This is a genomic window from Deinococcus aetherius (assembly GCF_025997855.1).
Taxonomy (GTDB): Bacteria; Deinococcota; Deinococci; order Deinococcales; family Deinococcaceae; genus Deinococcus; species Deinococcus aetherius.
Genome location: NZ_AP026560.1, coordinates 2,305,001 through 2,321,843 on the forward strand (window position 1 = coordinate 2,305,001; position 16,843 = coordinate 2,321,843).

Below are 16,843 nucleotides of genomic sequence, written 5' to 3' on the forward strand. Positions count from 1 at the left end.
TGTTCCCGCCGCCCTGGCCGAGTTCGCGCGGGTGCTGCGACCCGGTGGACGGTTCCTGGCGGTGACGAACGCCTCCGGGTACATGTCCGAATTGTGGGACGTTGTGGCGAAGGTCGTGCCGGACGAATCCGCGCTCGCCGGACTGCTGAAGAGCCGGGCGGGGTCGGCGGTGTTCTCGGAGTTGAACGGGGAGGCCCTGGTGCGGGAGGCGTTCGGCAACGTCCACGTCGAATTCCTCGACAACGCCCTCGTCTTCCCCTCGCCTGGGCCGGTGCTGGCCTACCTGGAGTCCATGACGGCGCTGCAACGCCTGGCCGCGCAGGACCGGACCCGCGTCCGCGCCGCCCTCGGAGATGCCCTGGCCTCCCGCTTCGGGGCGGGTGGATGGCGAGTCTCCAAGCGTATGGCCTTCACCCGGGCCAGGAAGGGGTGAGGCCCGGGGAAGCGTCCCCGGTCGGCCCTCAGCGGTCGCTCGCCATCAGGTACACCCCCGCCAGCAGCACGAGGACCCCGACCCACCCCTGCCACCCGTGCGGCTCCCGGAAGGCCAGGGCGCTGAGGAGGAAGATGAAGGCGAGGCTGAGGCGGTCGAGGGCCGCCACGCCCGCCGTCGGCCCGATCCTGAGCGCAGCGAAGTACGCCAGCCATGAGCCCGCCCCGCTCATCCCCGCCAGGACGATGAACAGCCACGCCCGCCGAGTTCCGTCTTTCTGCTCGGAAGGGGCCCCAGTTGCCCCGTCCCAAACGCCACCCCAACCATCACCAGCGCCATGATGACCGCGCGCAGGGCCGTGGCGAGGGTCGGGTTCACGCCCTCCAGCCCCAGCTTGCCGAACATCGTGACGCCCGCCCCGCCGAGGGCCGCGAGCAGGCCGAGGGCGATCCATCCCGGGGAGTTCATGAGGGCATGATGCGCCGACTCTCCGCCATTCGGCCCTTCCCCCTTCCTCCCGACTCCTTTACACTGTCTCCCGTGATCCGCTCTGCGCTTACCAGCCGGGGACGCCTCGCCTAGCCCAAGAGCTTGAGCGTGTGTCCCCGGCTGCGTTTGGCCGGGGCGCTTTCTTTTTCTAAGGAGTAGCCGACATGACCAAGATCGAGATTCAGGAGCCGCGCGCCGAGCGTTACAACCCGCACGCCATCGAGCCCAAGTGGCAGGAGCGGTGGGAGGCGGAGGGGCTGTACACCTTCCACGAGGACCCCAGCAAGACCAAGTTCTACGCCCTGACGATGTTCCCGTACCCCTCGGGGAACCTGCACATCGGCCACTGGTACGCGAACGTGGCGCCGGACGCGCGGGCCCGCTGGCTGCGGATGCGGGGCTACAACGTGCTGTTCCCGATGGGCTTCGACGCCTTCGGGCTGCCCGCCGAGAACGCGGCGATCAGGAACAACCTGAATCCGGCGGTGTGGACGTACTCGAACATCGAGCACATGACGGGGCAGTTCAGGCGGATGGGCACCATGATCGACTGGTCCCGCAAGTTCGCCACCTGCGACCCCGAGTACTACCGCTGGAACCAGTGGTTCTTCACCGAGTTCTTCCGGCGGGGCATGGTCTACAAAAAAGACGGCCTGGTGAACTGGTGCCCGAAGGACCAGACCGTGCTGGCGAACGAGCAGGTCGTGGACGGCGCGTGCGAGCGCTGCGGCACCCCCGTCGAGCGGCGCAACCTGAGCCAGTGGTACATGAAGATCACCGACTACGCCGACGAGCTGCTGGACTTCTCGGACACCGACATGCCCGAGCGCGTGCGGCTGATGCAGACGAACTGGATCGGCAAGTCGGTGGGCGCCGAGATCACCTTCGACACGCCCGCCGGGCCGGAGACCGTCTTCACCACCCGCCCCGACACGGTAATGGGCGCGACCTTCCTGGTCCTGGCCCCCGAGCATCCCAAGGTGCCGGCGCTGACGACGGAGGGACAGGCGGACGAGGTGCGCGCCTACGTCGAGGCAGCGGGCCGCAAGACCGACGTGGAGCGCCAGCAGGACGTAGGGGAAAAGACGGGGGTGTTCACCGGGAGCTATGCTACCCACCCCGTCTCCGGGCATCAAATTCCTATCTGGGTCGCCGACTACGTGCTGGTGACCTACGGCACGGGCTCGATCATGGCCGTGCCGAGCGGCGACCAGCGCGACCTGGACTTCGCCCGCAAGTTCGGGCTGGAGATCATCGAGACGGTGCGGCCGGGGGGCGCCGAGCCGATGGACGTGGCGACCGTCACCGAGGCCTACGCGGGCGACGGCATCATCGTGAACGAGGGGCCGCTGCACGGGATGAGGGGCGGCAAGGCGCACATCTCCGCCGTCATCGACCGCCTGGCCGAGCTGGACGTGGCGCAGGCCAAGACCACCTACCGCCTGCGTGACTGGCTGTTCGCGCGCCAGCGGTACTGGGGCACGCCCATCCCCATCGTGTACTGCCCCGAGCACGGCGCGCAGGCCGTCCCCGACGATCAACTGCCCGTCCGCCTGCCCGAGAACGTGGAGTTCACGCCCACCGGCCAGAGTCCCCTGAAGCTGGACCGCGAGTGGATCGCCACGACCTGCCCCGTCTGCGGCGGCCCAGCGGAGCGCGACACGGACACGATGGACACCTTCGTGGATTCGAGCTGGTACATGTACCGCTACCTGTCGCCGCACGACGACCAGCACCCCTACGATCCCTCAAAGGCCAACCTGATGCCGGTGGACCTCTACACGGGCGGGATCGAGCACGCCATCCTGCACCTGCTGTACTCGCGCTTCTGGACGAAACTGATGCGCGACATGGGCCTGACCACGCTGAATGAGCCCTTCAAGGCGCTGCGCAACCAGGGCATCATCCTGGGGCCGGACGGCGAGAAGATGAGCAAGTCGCGCGGCAACGTGGTGGACCCCGACGACCTGGTGCGCGAGTACGGGACGGACACGGTGCGCGCGTACCTGATGTTCATCGCACCGTGGGAACTGGGCGGCCCCTGGGACCCCAGCGGCATCAACGGCCCGGCGAAGTGGCTGTCCCGCGTCTGGGCCCTGTACTTCGACGAGAAGGTGCCTGGGCCCGAGGAGAAGGTCACCGAGGCCGAGTTGCGCTACGCCGTCCACAGTGGCCTGAAAAAGGTCTCGGGCGACTTCGACCGCCTGAGCTTCAACACGATCATCGCCTCGCTGATGGAGCTGACGAACACGCTGGTCAAGGCCAAGCGCAGCCCGAGCTACGGCACGCCCGCCTGGGACGAGGCGCTGGACATCTTCAACCGGATGCTGGCCCCGGTCGTGCCCCATATCGCCGAGGAAATCTGGACCCAGCGCGGCGGCGCAGAAAGCGTCCATGTCCAGCCCTGGCCCGAGGTGGACGAGGCCGCCGCCACCCGCGACACCGTGACGGTCGGCGTGCAGGTGAGCGGGAAGGTGCGCGGGGAGGTCGAGATCAGCAGGGCGGCCTCGCAGGAGGAGGCGCTGGCCGCCGCCCGCGCGAACCCCGACGTGGCCCGCTTCATCGAGGGCAAGACGAGGGTGAAAGAGATTTACGTCCCGGGGCGAATTATCAATATCGTGGTGAAGTAGGGACACGCGGAGAAAGCACCCCACCCCGCCTGACTCGGCCGGGTGGGGCTTCTCTTTGGGAAGGCATCGACCTGCCTGGGCCGAATTCCTTCAACACCCGTCACGCGGAGCGGCCCTGGGAAGGTCGACCTGATCAGCGGTCGTCCCCGCCGACTTCCTTCCGGAGCAGCCGTAGCAGGTCCAGGGCCTGCTCGCGGGACAGGGTCAGTTCCTGGGAATCGGCGCCGTACCGGTCTACTACGAGGTAGACGCCATCACGCGTGGGGCAGACGTGCAGCCGACCCGCCGGTGTCCAGAAGGAGGTGAGCGGAGGAAGGGGATGGGGGGGTGTCATGGCCTGCGTCAAGGGTAGAGTGTGAGATTCTTCATTTTCCACCACGAATCCGCCCCCCCCATTGCCCGGCATTGGGGGTATACGCGTTGAGGCTCAGGAAGCCCGGGGCTGATCCGAAGTCCACCGCAGGTCCTCCGCCGCCAGTTCCCGGTCTTCCCGGGTCAGGGACAGGAAAGCGAGCACCATCAGCAGGAGGATGGCGGCGGCCAGCACGAGGACAAGTTCCATGGCTCAGTGTGCGGAAAGTCACACCTCCCCGGGTGACGGGCGCTTTCCGAAACGCCTACCTGGACTTGAGGGAACCTGGAAAGTCCGGGGGAAGGCGGGCCGCCCGGTCAGGAGGTCGTCTGCGGGGAGGGGCCGGGAATGGGGGGAGGAGACGGGTCGCCGCCCGCCTCCGGTGCCGCCCTGACCTCACCCTCCACCGGCTCGGCTCCCGTCAGCGCCTCGCGCAGCATCCGGACCTGTTCAGCGTTCGCCTGGGCGTGGGCATCGTCACTCATGGGGGCAGGGTGACACGCGGGGCGGGGTGGGGTGGCCGCAGATGCCGCGCCCGCCCCCGACCCTGAGCGCGTGTTTGGAAAGGGAATTTGAAAAGGGAAATCGTGCTCCTCCCCCCTTACGGGGACCGGGCCGGCTCGCGCCGCGAGACTCGCAGAGCTGCTGGCAGAGGTTGGAAGGGGAACGCAAACGCCACCCCGGCGCGCCCCACTTCCCACGAGAAGGCCGTTCAAACAGGCGCTAACGGTTCTCGCCCCAGAAGGCGTCCAGGGCCGCCCGCACCTCGGTCAGCCTCTCGAAGTGGGGCAGGCCGTCGGTGCCCTCGATACGGACGGCCCTCACACCGGGGCGCGAGGCGAACTCCGGCAGGCGGTCGAAACTCACGAAGCCGTCGCGGTCGTACAGGACGAGGGTGGGGACGCCCAGGCGGCTGTAGAGGTCGCGGTAGGCGTCAGGGGTGAAAAGCTGGCCGCTGATGAAGTACAGGGGCGCGTTGCGGGCGCCGGGCTGGCGGGTGGTCTCCAGGCTGTACTCGACGAGGCCCTGATCCACGGGGCCACGGAAGGAGCGGGCGAGGAAGAGTTCGATACTGGGCCGGGTCCGCAGCAGGGCGTACAGGGGCGTGCCCACCGCCCGGAGACGGCGGTAGAGCCGTTGCCCGTCGTCCTCGGCGCTCGCCTGCTGGGTGCCGCGCGAGGCTCCGAGGCCGCTGGGGCTGATCAGGGCCAGGGTCCGGATGTGGGGCTCGCTCAACGCGGCCCGGGCCGCGAACTCGCTCCCCAGGCTGAGGGCCACCACGTCCACGTCGCCTCCAAGCTGCGAGACGAGTGCGGCCAGCGCGGAGGTCATCAGCTCGGGGGTGTAGGGCACGTCGGGGCGGTCGCTGCTGCCGAAGCCGGGCCACTCCAACGCGTAGAGGGGCCGGGTGCCCGCGTAGGCGTCCCAGAGCGGTTTCATCTCGTAGGCGCTCGCGGCGGCGTTCACCGACGGGGTGAGGACCAGGGGTCGCCCGTCTCCCCGGGGATCGGCGTAGTACGCCACCCGCCCGATCCCCGGCAGGTCGAGAAAGCGCCGCTCGCCGGAGAGCGCGGGGCGCAGGGCCGGGGCGGGAGAGCCCGGAGGCAGCGTCCGCGCGGCGGCCACCCCCACGAGCACGAGCAGGGCAGCGAGGGGCAGGCGCCAGCGGCGGCCGGAGCGCGGGGTCATACGGCGATCTTTCGGCCCGGGCGGGAGGAGGACTGTCGGGAAGAGCACCTTCACCCTCTGTTAGCGCACTTCCACCCCGAGGACGCTCAGTTCAATCGCTCGGGGCTCGGCGGCACGGGGACCTCCTCGCCCGCGTAGACGGCGGCCACGTCGCGCAGCAGGCGGCGGGCGAGGGCGATCAGGTCGTCTTCCGTGGTGCCGGTCAGGTGGAAGGCGCCGCGCCCCCCGTACTCCCCCACGAAGGCGCCGCCCTCGCGTCGAACGCGGACGAGCACCTCGCACAGGCCGAGCCTCAGCCACGCGGCGTACCAGCCCCCGGGGGGGACGGGCCGCAGGCGGTTCTCGGGGTCGGGGGTGAGGTCGAGCGTCACGTTGTTGAGGGGGAGTCCCGGGCCGCTCGCGGTGCGCAGGGCGTGGTACAGGGCGTTCAGGAACGCCTCGCAGGCCCGCTGCTCGGCCTGCCGGGCGTCGGCGGCGCGGCGGATGGCGGCTTGCAGGGCGTCGAAGTCGTTCACGGGCCATTCGTACCACGCGCGGGCGCCGGGCGGGGAAGCGCACGCCTCCATTGGCCCGCTATCCTGCCCCCCGTGAACTTCCCCGCCCCCCGGCCCGCCTTTCTCGTCTCGAACGGCACGGCGGAGGACCTGATCGGGGCGCGGCTGCTGGGCCACCTCGGCGCGGCGCCTCCTGGAGTGGGGGCGCGGGTGCTGCCGCTCGTGGGCGCGGGGCGGGCCTACGCGGGGGTGCCGGGTGTGACGCGGGTGGGCGAGGAACTGCCCCTCCCCAGCGGGGGCTTTCCCTTCGGCAGCGCGGCGAACCTGCTCGCGGACCTGCGGGCGGGGCTGGTGGGCGGGTCGCTGCGGCAGTGGCGGGACGCGGCGCGGGCTGCGCGGGGCGCGGGCGCGGTCGTCGTGGTGGGGGACGCCTACGCCCTGATGGTGGGGACGCTGGCGGCGCGGGCGGCAGGGGTGCCACTCGTCCACGTCCAGCCGCTCCTGAGCGCGCACTACCTGGAGGGGCTGGGCCTGCGGGGGGCCCTCTCCGAACTCAACGCCCTGGGCGCCAACCTCCCGATGCCGTACGAGTTGCGGCTGGCACGCGGGGCGCGGGCGGTCTTCGTGCGCGACGCCGAGACGGAGCAGTACTACCGGGCGCGGGGAGTCCCGGCACACTGGGCGGGGAGCTTCGCCCTCGACGTGCTGCCCCCGCCCGAACGGGACCTCCCGGCGCTGACGCGAGGTCGTGCAGTCCTCGCCCTCCTGCCCGGCTCGCGGGAGGACCACCGGGAGAGCCTGCCCGTGATGCTGCGGGCGGCGGCGCGGGTGCCAGGGACGGTGGGGGTCGTCGCGTGGCCGCACAGGTGGGACGCCGTGACCCTGCCGGACGGCTGGACGCTGCGGGTGGAGGACGACCGGACCGCCCGGGCGGAGGGCGAGGGGGCCCGGGCTCTCCTCCTGCGCGGCGCGTTCGGGGCGGTCGCACGGGCGGCGGACGTGGCGGTGGGCACGGCGGGCACCGCGAACGAGCAACTGGCGGGTCTGGGCGTGCCCGTCGTGGCCTTTCCGACGGGCGGGCCGCAGTACACGGCAGGCTTCGCGCGGCGGCAGGGACGGCTCCTGGGGGACGCGCTGAGCGTGGTCGCCCCCAGCCCGGAGGCCGTGGCGGCGGAGGTGCGCGCTCTGCTCGGGGACCCGGCGCGGCGGGCGCGGGCGGCGGTGGCGGGGCTGGGCCGGGTGGGCGCGGCGGGGGCCCTTCCCGTCATCGCCGCCGAGGTGCGTGGGCTGCTCGGCGGGGCATCCTCCTACCCCCCGTAACTCGACCGCAGACGCAACAGGCCGTCCCGAAATCCGATGGGGCGCGGAGGCAGGTCGCGCAGCAGGACGGGCGTCAGCCCCCGCGCCCTCAACCCGGCGAGCAGCAGGTCGAGCAGGTCGGGCGTCACCCCGGGGCCGTCGTGCAGCAGGATCACGCTCCCCGGGCGGACTTGCCCAAGCGTCCGCCCGGCGAGATCGGCGGCGGGCGCAGGGGTCCAGTCGCGGCCCTCCACGTCCCAGAGGGCGACTTCGCGGCGGGCGAGGCGGGCGAGGAGGCGGGTCAGGGGGCTGTGGCCGCCGTAGGGGGGGCGGTAGAGGTGGGGCCCCAGCTCCCCGGCGCGGGGGTGCCAGCGCACCTGGGCCCACTCCCGCCCGGGGGGCAGCCGCAGGGCGTGGGTGTGCCAGCGGCCGTGCGACTCGACCTGATGCCCTGCGTCCCTCAGCGCCCGCAGGAGATCCGGGAACCCAGCGCACGCCGGGGCTGTCACGAAGAAGGTGGCGGGGGCGCGGTGCCGGGCGAGCACCGCCAGCAGCTCACCCGTCCGCTCCCCCGGCCCGTCGTCGAAGGTGACGGCGACCCGGCCGGAGGTGCGGTCCCCGGGGCCCAGGGCACCCCACCCGGCGGCGCGGCCCAGCACGTCGGCGAGGAGGACGGCGAGGGCGGCCAGAGCGAGCGGGATGCGCGCCCAGGAGGGGACGCCCGGCCTCAAGCGGGCTGTGCCCCCCGGCCCTCGGGGAACGCGCGGCGGAAGATGATGTACACGGTGGCCGTCGTCAGCGCCAGCAGGCCTCCCACCAGGAAGGGGCCGGGCACGCCGAGCTGCGCGAAGGCCAGGCTGCCGAGCAGCGGGCCCAGGGCCGTGCCCGCGTTCTCGAAGGTCATCAGGGCGCCCCAGGCGGCGGGGCGCTCGGCCTCGGGCAGGGTGCCCGTGACGAGGGCAGCCCAGCCGGGCGAGATGCAGGCGTACCCCAGGCCCGCCACCGCCGCCAGGGGGTAGAGCGCCCACACGGGCGGGGTGGCCGAGATGGCGGTCAGGGCGAGGCCGACCAGGGCGAAGCCCGCCGTCAGGGCGAGCCGGGCCCGGCCCCGGTCCGCCACCCGCCCGGTGAAGGGCAGCGAGCCGTAGGCGACCACCCCGCCCACCACGAGCAGGGCGACCATGCCCCAGTAGTTCAACCCCAGCCCCGGAGCGAGGGTAAACAGCAGCAGCCCGAGCATGGACATGGTGACGTTTTGCATGAAGGCGGCGGGCAGCAGCGGCGCCAGCGCCCGGGCGGCGCGGCGCACCCTCTCCGGCGCCGGGGCCTTTCCCTCCTCCCGGGGCCGCACCGGGCGGGCGGGGAGGGCAAGGGTGGCGAGGACCCCCAGCGTCTGCATGCCCAGCGCGACGAGCAGGGCGAGCCCCGGGTCCCCCTGGGCCAGCCCCCCCATCAGCAGGACTCCCCCGCCCACGAGCGGCATCACCCCCAGCGCGACCCCGGTGATCGCCCGGCCCTGGTAGCCCTCGCGCGCCGCGTCGGCGGTAAGGTTCATCGCCCCCGGCCACATCGCCGCGAAGCCGACTCCGTGCAGGGCGGCGACGAGGACGAGCAACCACGGCCAGTGCGCCAGCGGCAACAGCGCGAGCGCCAGGAGGCTGAGCAACGCCCCCAGGAGCATGACCACCCGCAGGCCGCGCCGGGCGATCAGGGCTCCCGCCGGGCCGCGCATCAGGGTGTCGGCCGCGAAGTGGGCGGTCCACGCCAGGCCCACGGCGGCCTGGGGGAGACCCAGTTCGCGGGGGCCTGCCTGCGGCAGGTAGGCCGCGTACACCCCGCTGCGCACGAACTCCGCGCAGGCGAGCGCGGCGGCGGCGGCGACGACGGGGCCCAGGGTGCCCGGGCGCAGCGGCGAGCGGCGGGTCATCGCTCCCCCCCCGGCGCGGGCGTGACGGGGATTTTGCGATCTCCTGCTAGCCTGTGCCCGTGCCGGACTTCACGGTCGTGATCCCCGCGCGCAACGAGGCGCAGTACCTGCCCCTCACCCTGCGCGCCCTGGAACGCCAGCTTCATCCCCCCGCCGAGGTGATCGTGGTGGACAACGCCAGCCGCGACCAGACGGCGGCGGTCGCGCGGGCCTGGGGTGCCACGGTCGTCTCCTGCCACGTGCGCGGCATCGCCCCCACCCGCCAGGCGGGCCTGGACGCCGCGCGCACCGGCTGGGTCGCCTCCACCGACGCCGACTCGCTGCCGTGCCCGGAGTGGCTCGCCCGCTTCGACCAGGCCGCTGGGAAGGGGGCCGCCGGGTCCGGTCACTGCGGCCGGGTGGCCCTCTACGGCCCGATGCGCTTTTGCGGCGTGTCGCGCCCCGTGTCGGTCCTCTCCGAACTCGCCTACGGCACCTTCCTGCACGCCTGCGAGGTCGCCGGGCGCCCCAACCTCGCCGGGGCGAACATGGCCTTCTCGCGCGGGGCCGCTCACCTCGCGGGCGGCTATCCCGACGTGGAGGCCTACGAGGACGTGCTGCTGGGGCGCGCCCTGGAGAGGCTCGGCGAGGTCACCTACGTGCCCGGCGCGCTGGTGGAGACGAGCGCGCGGCGGCTGGAGGGCGGCTGGCTGCCCTTCCTGTGGCGCCACGCGCAAAACCTCAGCGGTCATACGCGAGGGTACTTCGAGGAGTGAGGGCCCCCGCCTCCACCGGGAACGGGACCTGACGCGGCACCCCCAGGACGCCCGCGTACACGTCGAGCACCCGCTCGGCCACCCCGCCCGGTGTCCAGGCCGTGCCGAAGGCCCGCGCCCCCCGCGAGAGCCGCGCCCACAGCGCCGGGTCGGCCAGAATCTCGGCGGCGTGACCCCGCAGCGCCCCCACGTCCCCGGGAGGGACGAGGTAGCCGCTCCCCCCGTGCGCCACCCCGCTCAGGGTGCCGCGCGCCCCCACCGCCACGACGGGCACGCCCATCAGTTGCGCCTCCTGAAGCACCAGCCCCTGCGTCTCGGTGTCGCTGGCGAAGAGGAAGAGTTCGGCGAGGCGGTAGTACGCGCCGATCTCGGTCCAGGGGCGCACCCCCAGGAAGCTCACCCGGTCCGCCACCCCCAGCCGCTCGGCGTGACCGATCAGGTGCTCGCGCTCGGGCCCCTCCCCCAGCACGACGAGGTGTGCGTCGGGGAGCCCGGCGAGGGCGTCGAGCACGAGGTCGAAACGTTTCTCGCGGGCGAGGCGACCCACGCTGAGGAGGCGCCGCCTGCCCGCAGGCCAGGGATTCTCGACCGGGGGAGCTTTGCGCAGCACCTCCGGCTCGACGGCGGTGGGGATGACGACGGGGTTTTTCACGCCCATCGCCTGCGTGACGTCGAGCATCGCGGCGGTGGGGGTGATCACGGCCTGGGCGCGGCGGTAATACAGCCCCATGATCCGGGTGACGATCCCGGTGTGCTTCTGGAGGGGAGTCAGGCCGGGGAGGTAGTGGGTGTACGCCTCGATGTGGGTGTGGTACGTGGTGACGTGGGGCACCCGCCACTTGCGGGCCAGCCGCGCGCCCGCCAGCCCCAGGGTCAGCGGCGTGTGGGTGTGGACGAGGTCGTACTTGCGCTCGAAGTCCTTGCGGGTGGGCCAGGCCAGGCGGTAGGTCGGCAGGAAGACGTAGCGGACACTGGAGACACGCCGCACGTCGGGGCGGGTGTCGTGCTCCTCGGGGCCGTACTCATTCGGAAAGGAGGGGGCGACCACCTCGACGTGGTGCCCCCGCGCCCGCAGCTCGTCACTCAGCAGTCCGACGCTGGTGACGATGCCGTTCTGGTCGGGCAAGAAGGTGTCGGTGAACAGACCGATGCGCAGGGGCCTCACGCGACCCCCCCACCCGTCTCTTTGTTAAAGGAAAGCTGAAGCGCCATTGCCCGAGAGCATACGATGCCGAGGCTGACCCGCGCCTTCATCGCCCTTCAGAAATCCTCACGCGCGCGGGTCACCGCTACAGTGGCGCATGGCCGTTTCTCCCCAAAAAGCCCACTCCCGGCTGCCCTTCTCCCTTGTTTCGCAAGCCCTGATCCGGGCCGGGGCCCACGGCGCCCTCCACGGCGGTCACCCCGGCGACCCGCGCGTGGGCCTGACCGTCCCCGTCGCCACGCCCGCCGAGTTGCGGGAGGCACTCGCGGCCCTGGGGGCGGCCGGGGCACGGGCCACGCTGCTCGTGCCGGTCCGGCTGGCCGACCTCGACCCGGACACGCTGCGGCTCGCCACCGGGGCCGGGCACGAGGTCGCCGGGCAGGGCGACCCCGCCGGGCTGCCGGGGCTGGAGGTGGCGGCGGGGCAGCCGGTCACCGCCTGGACCTGGGACGAGGCCCTGACCCTGGGCCAGCTCCGCGCCCTGGCCGCCCGGGGCGTCCGTCCCCTCCCCCTCCCCTCACCGTCGCCGGAACTCGGCCTGACCCTGCGGGTGCCCCCCGCCGACCTGCCGGGGACCGTGGCGCGGCTGCGGACGCTGAGGTACCGGCCCGTGCCCGTGCGGGAGTTGCCGGAGCTGCGTGCTGCCACCCCCCGCGACCTCCTCATCCACGTGTACCGCCGCATGGTGGACGACCGGTTCGCGCGGGCGCACGGGGTTCTCCCCCTCACCGGGCGGGCGGACGCGGTGATGCGGGTGGCGCTGCGGCCCATGCCGGGGGCGCTGCCCTTCCCGCCCGGCAGCCTCGCCGCCGAACTGCACCTCCACAGCCCGCGCCTGGTGGGCCTCAACGCGCGGGGTTCCCTGACCGCCTACCGGGCCTATCAGCGGTCCCTGCGGGACGTGGCGGGCGCGCTGCGGGAACGGCCCGAGTTCGGGGACGCCCGCGCCGTCTTCGCCGTCACCCTCTTCCACGGGCCGCTGGAGAAGAACGGCTTCGCGGTGGTGAGCCTGCCGCCCGCGCAGGCCCGCGTGTACGGCCTGGGCTTCCGGGTGATGCGGCTGGTGTACGGCACGAGGGTCGCGCCCTCCGAGACCGAGCCCCGGATGGCGTGGATGGAGCGGGAGGCGTTTCTGGCACGGCACGGGTGAGGGCCTGGCCGCACCCCTCAAACCGCTTGAGAGGAATGGCGAACCCGGTGAAAAATGCGTTGTCGTTGTCAAACAGCAGGACGAGCGGCGCTCGTCACCCCTCTCCTTCGGAGCTTGACAGGTCCGCTGCGCGGCTCTGCGAGTCACCCGCAAGGGGAGAGACCGAGGGCGAGACGCTGTTCCGCGTATTGCGCATCGGGCACTCAAAGAGGCGGGGCCGCCCCATGCCACCGGGCGGCCCTGTCTTCTCCCCCCCTAGCGGCCGACGCTGACGCTCGCGCGGGGCTCCAGGGCGTAGAAGGCGACCACGGCGACGAGGGTGCCTACCCAGCCGGGGGCGGTGCCCAGGGAGAGTTCGAAGGGGCGGCCCAGCACCGTGCTGCCGAGCTGGCCCTGGAGCTTGTCGCCCTGCTGCTGGGCGACGACGTTCCAGCCCACGATGGGCTCTCCGAGAAAGCCCGTCACCCGGTCCACCCCGCGCAGCACGAGGCGCTGGCTGCCGACGTTGCCGCGCAGCTCGCCCTCCTCCAGCTCGATGCGGACGGGCTCGTCGCCGACGGTGCCCTGCACGCCGCGCTCGGTGATCTCCAGTTCGATGTCCTTGCCGTGGAGCTTGCCGCCCGCCCGGCCCGTGATCCGGTCCCCGTCGATGGCGCAGCGGACAGAGTACCCGTCCGCCGCGCCGCCCAGACGGCCCTTGATGAGGTCTTCCATGCGGGGGAGTATAGCGGGGGCCGGGAGGGGGGCGGCGCCCTATCCTGCCGGGGTGACCTCCCGGCATCTCCTTTCCACCTTCACGGGAGGTCTGCCGCGTCCCTTCTGGGTGATGTGGTGGGGCACGGTGGTCAACCGGCTGTGCGGGTTCGTCGTGCCCTTCCTCACGCTGTTCCTGACCGCGCGGCGCGACCTGACGCCCGTTCAGGCCGCCGTCGTCGTGAGCGCGCTGGGGCTGGGGAGCTTCCTCTCCCAACTGATCGGCGGGGCGCTGGCCGACCGGGTGGGCAGGAGGCGGGTGATGGTGCTCGCGCTGACGCTCAGCCCGCCCTTCCTGATCGTCCTGGGGCTGGCCCCGACTTACCCGCTCATCCTGGTGGCCGCGTTCGTCTTCGCCCTGATCAGCGACATGTACCGGCCCGCCTCCAGCGCCGCCATCGCCGACCTCGTGCCGCCCGCCGAGCGGACCCGGGCGTACGGCCTGATGCACTGGGCGGTCAACCTGGGCTTCGCCTTCGCCCCCATCCTGGCGGGCCTGATCGCCGCGCGCTCGTACACGCTGCTCTTCGCGGTGGACGCCCTGACCCTGTTGCTGTACGGCGTGTTCATCCTCCTCGGCGTGCCGGAGACCGGGCGGCCGGGAGGGCACCGGGGGCCGCGTCCGGGGACCCTCGCCGTGCTGGGGCGGGAGCCGATGCTGCTGGCCTTCAGCGCGCTGACCCTGCTGTTCGCCCTGATCATGCGGCAGGCGTACGTCACCCTGCCGCTGGCGATGCGGGCCGACGGGCTGGGCGAGGACACGTACGGCGCGGTGATCGCCCTCAACGGCCTCGTCATCGCGGCGGTCGGGCTGTTCTCGGCGCGGGTCCTCGCGCCCCTCGTGGCCCCCCGCGTGCTGAGCGCGGCCCTGCTGCTGGCCGGTCTGGGCTTCGGGCTGGGCGCCCTGGCCGACACGCCCGCCGTCTACGCGCTGGGCGTGGTGGTCTGGACCCTCGGCGAGGTCGCGCAGGCGGCGGTCGCCCCGGGCCTGGCCGCCGCCCTGGCCCCGGCCCACCTGCGCGGCCTGTACGCGGGCGTGCTGGGGGCCACCCGGGGGCTAGGGGCCCTGATCGCCCCCGCCCTGGGCGGCTGGGTCCTGGAGCAGTACGGGAACGGGCTGTGGTGGGGCTGTCTGGGGCTCGGGCTGCTCGGGTCCCTGGGCTTTCTGCTTCTCAACGGACCGCTCCAGCGCCGCGTTCACCAGGGGGCAAGTGCCGACTCCACCCACGCCTGACGGTCCCCCGAACGCTCAGAACGGACGGCTCACAGGGACGGTGGGACCTCGGCGCCCCCAACGCTCCCGGCGGCCGATCCTCCCCTTTCCTCCCCGCCCCGGATCACCCCGGTCCGCTCGAAATACTCCCGCCGGGTCAGCACCGGGCCCTCCTCCCCCAGCCGCGCCCGGCCCACGTTCCAGCGCTCGAAGAGGAGGCGCAGCGCCCCGCCGAGGAGGGCCGCGCCGTACCACGCGGGCGGCGGACGGTCGAAGCGCAGGGTGTGGCCGTCCCAGGCGAGGTGGGGACACTCCTCGTCGCGGGCCGCCCAGAACATGCCCCCGACCTCGCCGAGTTTCTGAGCGCGGACGGTCAGCGGCGGCTCGCGCACCTCGGCGTCGAACTGGGGGGCCGCAAAGGCCTGCCCGTAAAGGTCGTAAAGGTCGAGTTGGAGCCCGTGCGCCTGCGCCCGCAGCCGGGCCTCCTCCCGCCCGGTGAGGGTGCCAGGGGGCGCGTCGAGCTGGCGGCGCACGTCCGCCAGTTGCGTCTCGACGGGCACCAGCCGCTCGCGGGGGGTGGGGGGTGGCGGGGGAGGGGGTGGATCACCCGTCAGCGTGCGCGCGGGGTCGGTAAAGTCACGGCTGCCCCACCCGGCGACCTCCCGGAGCCCCGCGTCCTCGATCACCCACAGCCGGTTCGCCACCTCGCGGGCGAAGCGGCGGTCGTGGGTGACGATGACGACCGCCCCCCCGTAGGCGTGGACGGCCTCCTCCAGCGCCTGCAAGGCCTCCACGTCGAGGTGGTTGGTGGGCTCGTCGAGGAGCAGCAGGTCGGCGCGCAGGGCGCTCACCAGGGCGAGCCCGGCCCGCGCCCGCTCGCCGCCGCTCAGGGTCTCGGGAGTCTTGGGCCAGTCGGCGGCGACGAAGCCCGCCCGGCCCAGCAGCGCCTTCGCCCGCTCACCGAACCGCCGCTCGAACTGCGCCCGCAGTCCCTCCCCCGGCGTCAGGCCGTGCCACGTCTGGTCGAGGCTGGCGACGCCGACCCCGTTCGCCACCCGGAGCACGGGTTCGGGCCCGCCGGGCGGGGGCGGGTCGGGGTGCGTCTCGCCCGCCAGGAGGCGCATCAGGGTGGTCTTGCCCGTGCCGTTCGCCCCCATCAGGGCCACCCGGTCGCCCTGGCGCAGCTTGAAGGCCACGTCTCGCAGCACCGCCCGGCCCCCGTAGCTTCTGGAGAGGTGTTCGCCCCACGCGACCAGCCGCGCCCGCGCCGTGCCCGCCAGGAGCCGCATCCTGATCTGCCGCTCGGGGAGGGGCGCTTCCGTGACGGGCAGGCGCTCCACCCGTGACCTCAGGGCCCGCGACCGTCTCCCCCACTCGCCCTCGCGCTCGGCGCTGCCCGACAGGCGGGCGGCCTCGCGCCCCGTGAGGCGGGAGGCCCGTTCCCGGGTGCGGCGTTCCAACTCGCGCTGGGCGCGAGCGCGGGAGTAGCCCCCCGGGTACTCCGCCCCCTCCCCCCCCTCCAGCCACAGGCTGCGGGTGGCGACCGCGTCGAGGAAGTCGCGGTCGTGGCTGGTGAAGAGCACGCCCCCCCCGAAAGCTCTCAGGTGCTCTTCCAGCCACTCGCGCATCCGCACGTCGAGGTGGTTTGTGGGCTCGTCGAGGATCAGAAGGTCGGGCTCGCGGGCAAGGGCGAGCGCGAGGGCGAGCCGGGTCCGCTCCCCGCCGGAGAGGGTGGCCGCCTCGCGGTCCACGAAGCGGGTGAGGTCGAGCACCCCCAGCAGCCGTGCGGCGCGGGCAGGCCAGGTGTAGGCGCCCGCGTCCTCCAGCCGCGTGTGCAGGGCGGTCCATGCGGCCAGCGTCTCCGGGTCGCCGAGGTTCGCCTCCAGCGCCAGCAGCTCGGTCTCCAGTTCGCGGTAGGGGTGTGCCGCGTCGATCAGGGCGCGGACGGTCAGGCCCGGGGGGTGGGCGTGGTGCTGCTCCAGCATCCCGACCCGAAGGGCCGGAGCGCGCCACACCGTTCCTTCCTCGGGAGTCAGTTCTCCCGTCACCACGCGCAGGAGCGTTGTTTTTCCCGCCCCGTTGCGGCCCAGCAGCGCCACCCGCTCCCCGGTCGCCACCGAGACCGACACGTCCGCCAGCACCGCCTTCTCCCCGAAGGACAGGGAGAGGCTCTCGGCGGCGAGCAGGGTGGGCATCCGGACGCAGGCTAGCGTAGGGCGGCCGTTTTTCCGGTGCGGGCGGGCCAGAGCCTGCCCTGAGGCTCGTCTCACCGGGCCCGGGAAGAGCGGCCCACGACACGGTCGCGGGACAGGTGCCCCGCACCGCCTTGGAACCGGCTTGACATTTCCCACAAAGTCGGACACACTGCCCCTACACAGTTTGAAATCGTTTGCATCCCTATCTGGGGATTTTCCTGCCAAACTCGCATTGTACCGTGCTTGTTCGGCCCCGGCCT

At 72.9% G+C, this 16,843-nt stretch carries 18 protein-coding genes (1 of these 18 only partly in view); 6 read left to right on the forward strand and 12 right to left on the reverse strand.

Going from position 1 to position 16,843, the window contains the following annotated elements:
* Positions 1-433, forward strand: partial view of a class I SAM-dependent methyltransferase gene (locus DAETH_RS11670; RefSeq protein ID WP_264775063.1) — the 3' portion only. The gene continues 374 nt to the left of window position 1, outside the view; 433 of the gene's 807 nt are visible here — the last part of the coding sequence; the start codon falls outside the window, past its left edge; it ends in the stop codon at positions 431-433.
* 28 nt (positions 434-461) lie between these two features.
* On the opposite strand, the gene DAETH_RS11675 is transcribed toward DAETH_RS11670, so the two are convergent.
* Positions 462-665 (reverse strand): EamA family transporter, encoded by a 204-nt coding sequence (locus DAETH_RS11675; protein WP_264775064.1) that lies wholly within the window; start codon positions 663-665, stop codon positions 462-464.
* Positions 662-901, reverse strand: a complete 240-nt coding sequence (locus tag DAETH_RS11680) for an EamA family transporter (protein WP_264775065.1) — start codon at positions 899-901, stop codon at positions 662-664. The genes DAETH_RS11675 and DAETH_RS11680 overlap by 4 nt, the downstream gene beginning before the upstream one ends.
* Before the next feature lie 185 nt (positions 902-1,086).
* Here DAETH_RS11680 and leuS point away from each other — a divergent pair, with 185 nt between their 5' ends.
* The gene (gene leuS, locus DAETH_RS11685) at positions 1,087-3,552 is read left to right on the forward strand and encodes a leucine--tRNA ligase (protein WP_264775066.1); all 2,466 of its coding nucleotides are present in this window, start codon (positions 1,087-1,089) and stop codon (positions 3,550-3,552) included.
* 133 nt (positions 3,553-3,685) lie between these two features.
* On the opposite strand, the gene DAETH_RS11690 is transcribed toward leuS, so the two are convergent.
* From DAETH_RS11690 to DAETH_RS11710, 5 genes are all read right to left on the reverse strand, one after another.
* Positions 3,686-3,898 (reverse strand): hypothetical protein, encoded by a 213-nt coding sequence (locus DAETH_RS11690; protein WP_264775067.1) that lies wholly within the window; start codon positions 3,896-3,898, stop codon positions 3,686-3,688.
* An 81-nt stretch (positions 3,899-3,979) separates the two neighbouring features.
* Positions 3,980-4,114: a hypothetical protein gene (locus DAETH_RS11695; RefSeq protein WP_264775068.1), complete on the reverse strand. Its 135-nt coding sequence runs from the start codon at positions 4,112-4,114 to the stop codon at positions 3,980-3,982.
* A 107-nt stretch (positions 4,115-4,221) separates the two neighbouring features.
* Positions 4,222-4,389, reverse strand: a complete 168-nt coding sequence (locus tag DAETH_RS11700) for a hypothetical protein (protein ID WP_264775069.1) — start codon at positions 4,387-4,389, stop codon at positions 4,222-4,224.
* Positions 4,390-4,627: 238 nt separating this feature from the next.
* Complete coding sequence (locus DAETH_RS11705; RefSeq protein ID WP_264775070.1) at positions 4,628-5,593, reverse strand: alpha/beta fold hydrolase; 966 nt, start codon at positions 5,591-5,593, stop codon at positions 4,628-4,630.
* A gap of 86 nt (positions 5,594-5,679) precedes the next feature.
* On the reverse strand, positions 5,680-6,108 hold the full coding sequence (locus tag DAETH_RS11710; protein ID WP_264775071.1) for a hypothetical protein: 429 nt from the start codon (positions 6,106-6,108) through the stop codon (positions 5,680-5,682).
* A 72-nt stretch (positions 6,109-6,180) separates the two neighbouring features.
* On the opposite strand from DAETH_RS11710, the gene DAETH_RS11715 reads away from it, so the two are divergent.
* The gene (locus DAETH_RS11715; RefSeq protein ID WP_264775072.1) at positions 6,181-7,407 is read left to right on the forward strand and encodes a lipid-A-disaccharide synthase-related protein; all 1,227 of its coding nucleotides are present in this window, start codon (positions 6,181-6,183) and stop codon (positions 7,405-7,407) included.
* On the opposite strand, the gene DAETH_RS11720 is transcribed toward DAETH_RS11715, so the two are convergent.
* On the reverse strand, positions 7,395-8,117 hold the full coding sequence (locus tag DAETH_RS11720; protein WP_264775073.1) for a polysaccharide deacetylase family protein: 723 nt from the start codon (positions 8,115-8,117) through the stop codon (positions 7,395-7,397). The two genes, DAETH_RS11715 and DAETH_RS11720, sit on opposite strands and share 13 nt — an antisense overlap.
* Positions 8,114-9,313 carry an MFS transporter gene (locus tag DAETH_RS11725; RefSeq protein ID WP_264775074.1) on the reverse strand — a complete coding sequence of 400 codons (1,200 nt, stop codon included), beginning with the start codon at positions 9,311-9,313 and terminating at the stop codon, positions 8,114-8,116. The genes DAETH_RS11720 and DAETH_RS11725 overlap by 4 nt, the downstream gene beginning before the upstream one ends.
* Before the next feature lie 59 nt (positions 9,314-9,372).
* On the opposite strand from DAETH_RS11725, the gene DAETH_RS11730 reads away from it, so the two are divergent.
* Positions 9,373-10,068: a glycosyltransferase family 2 protein gene (locus tag DAETH_RS11730; RefSeq protein ID WP_264775075.1), complete on the forward strand. Its 696-nt coding sequence runs from the start codon at positions 9,373-9,375 to the stop codon at positions 10,066-10,068.
* Here the strand turns inward: DAETH_RS11730 and DAETH_RS11735 are convergent.
* Positions 10,034-11,233, reverse strand: a complete 1,200-nt coding sequence (locus DAETH_RS11735) for a glycosyltransferase family 4 protein (RefSeq protein ID WP_264775076.1) — start codon at positions 11,231-11,233, stop codon at positions 10,034-10,036. The genes DAETH_RS11730 and DAETH_RS11735 overlap by 35 nt on opposite strands.
* Positions 11,234-11,369: 136 nt before the next feature.
* On the opposite strand from DAETH_RS11735, the gene DAETH_RS11740 reads away from it, so the two are divergent.
* Positions 11,370-12,422, forward strand: coding sequence for a YkoP family protein (locus DAETH_RS11740; protein WP_264775077.1), 1,053 nt, complete (start codon positions 11,370-11,372; stop codon positions 12,420-12,422).
* A 255-nt stretch (positions 12,423-12,677) separates the two neighbouring features.
* Here the strand turns inward: DAETH_RS11740 and DAETH_RS11745 are convergent, their stop codons facing one another.
* The gene (locus DAETH_RS11745; protein WP_264775078.1) at positions 12,678-13,136 is read right to left on the reverse strand and encodes a hypothetical protein; all 459 of its coding nucleotides are present in this window, start codon (positions 13,134-13,136) and stop codon (positions 12,678-12,680) included.
* Between the two features lie 52 nt (positions 13,137-13,188).
* Between DAETH_RS11745 and DAETH_RS11750 the strand changes: the two genes are divergently transcribed.
* Positions 13,189-14,409, forward strand: a complete 1,221-nt coding sequence (locus DAETH_RS11750) for an MFS transporter (RefSeq protein ID WP_264775079.1) — start codon at positions 13,189-13,191, stop codon at positions 14,407-14,409.
* 29 nt (positions 14,410-14,438) lie between these two features.
* Here DAETH_RS11750 and DAETH_RS11755 read toward each other — a convergent pair whose 3' ends face one another.
* Positions 14,439-16,583 carry an ABC-F family ATP-binding cassette domain-containing protein gene (locus DAETH_RS11755; protein WP_264775080.1) on the reverse strand — a complete coding sequence of 715 codons (2,145 nt, stop codon included), beginning with the start codon at positions 16,581-16,583 and terminating at the stop codon, positions 14,439-14,441.
* Positions 16,584-16,843 lie beyond the last annotated feature (260 nt).

Coding starts and splice junctions, on each gene's coding strand:
- DAETH_RS11705 (WP_264775070.1), bottom strand. CDS start 5,593: ATGACCCCGCGCTCCGGCCGCCGCTGGCGCCTGCCCCTCGCTGCCCTG.
- DAETH_RS11695 (WP_264775068.1), bottom strand. CDS start 4,114: ATGGAACTTGTCCTCGTGCTGGCCGCCGCCATCCTCCTGCTGATGGTG.
- DAETH_RS11755 (WP_264775080.1), bottom strand. CDS start 16,583: ATGCCCACCCTGCTCGCCGCCGAGAGCCTCTCCCTGTCCTTCGGGGAG.
- DAETH_RS11745 (WP_264775078.1), bottom strand. CDS start 13,136: ATGGAAGACCTCATCAAGGGCCGTCTGGGCGGCGCGGCGGACGGGTAC.
- DAETH_RS11740 (WP_264775077.1), top strand. CDS start 11,370: ATGGCCGTTTCTCCCCAAAAAGCCCACTCCCGGCTGCCCTTCTCCCTT.
- leuS (WP_264775066.1), top strand. CDS start 1,087: ATGACCAAGATCGAGATTCAGGAGCCGCGCGCCGAGCGTTACAACCCG.
- DAETH_RS11675 (WP_264775064.1), bottom strand. CDS start 665: ATGAGCGGGGCGGGCTCATGGCTGGCGTACTTCGCTGCGCTCAGGATC.
- DAETH_RS11725 (WP_264775074.1), bottom strand. CDS start 9,313: ATGACCCGCCGCTCGCCGCTGCGCCCGGGCACCCTGGGCCCCGTCGTC.
- DAETH_RS11680 (WP_264775065.1), bottom strand. CDS start 901: ATGAACTCCCCGGGATGGATCGCCCTCGGCCTGCTCGCGGCCCTCGGC.
- DAETH_RS11700 (WP_264775069.1), bottom strand. CDS start 4,389: ATGAGTGACGATGCCCACGCCCAGGCGAACGCTGAACAGGTCCGGATG.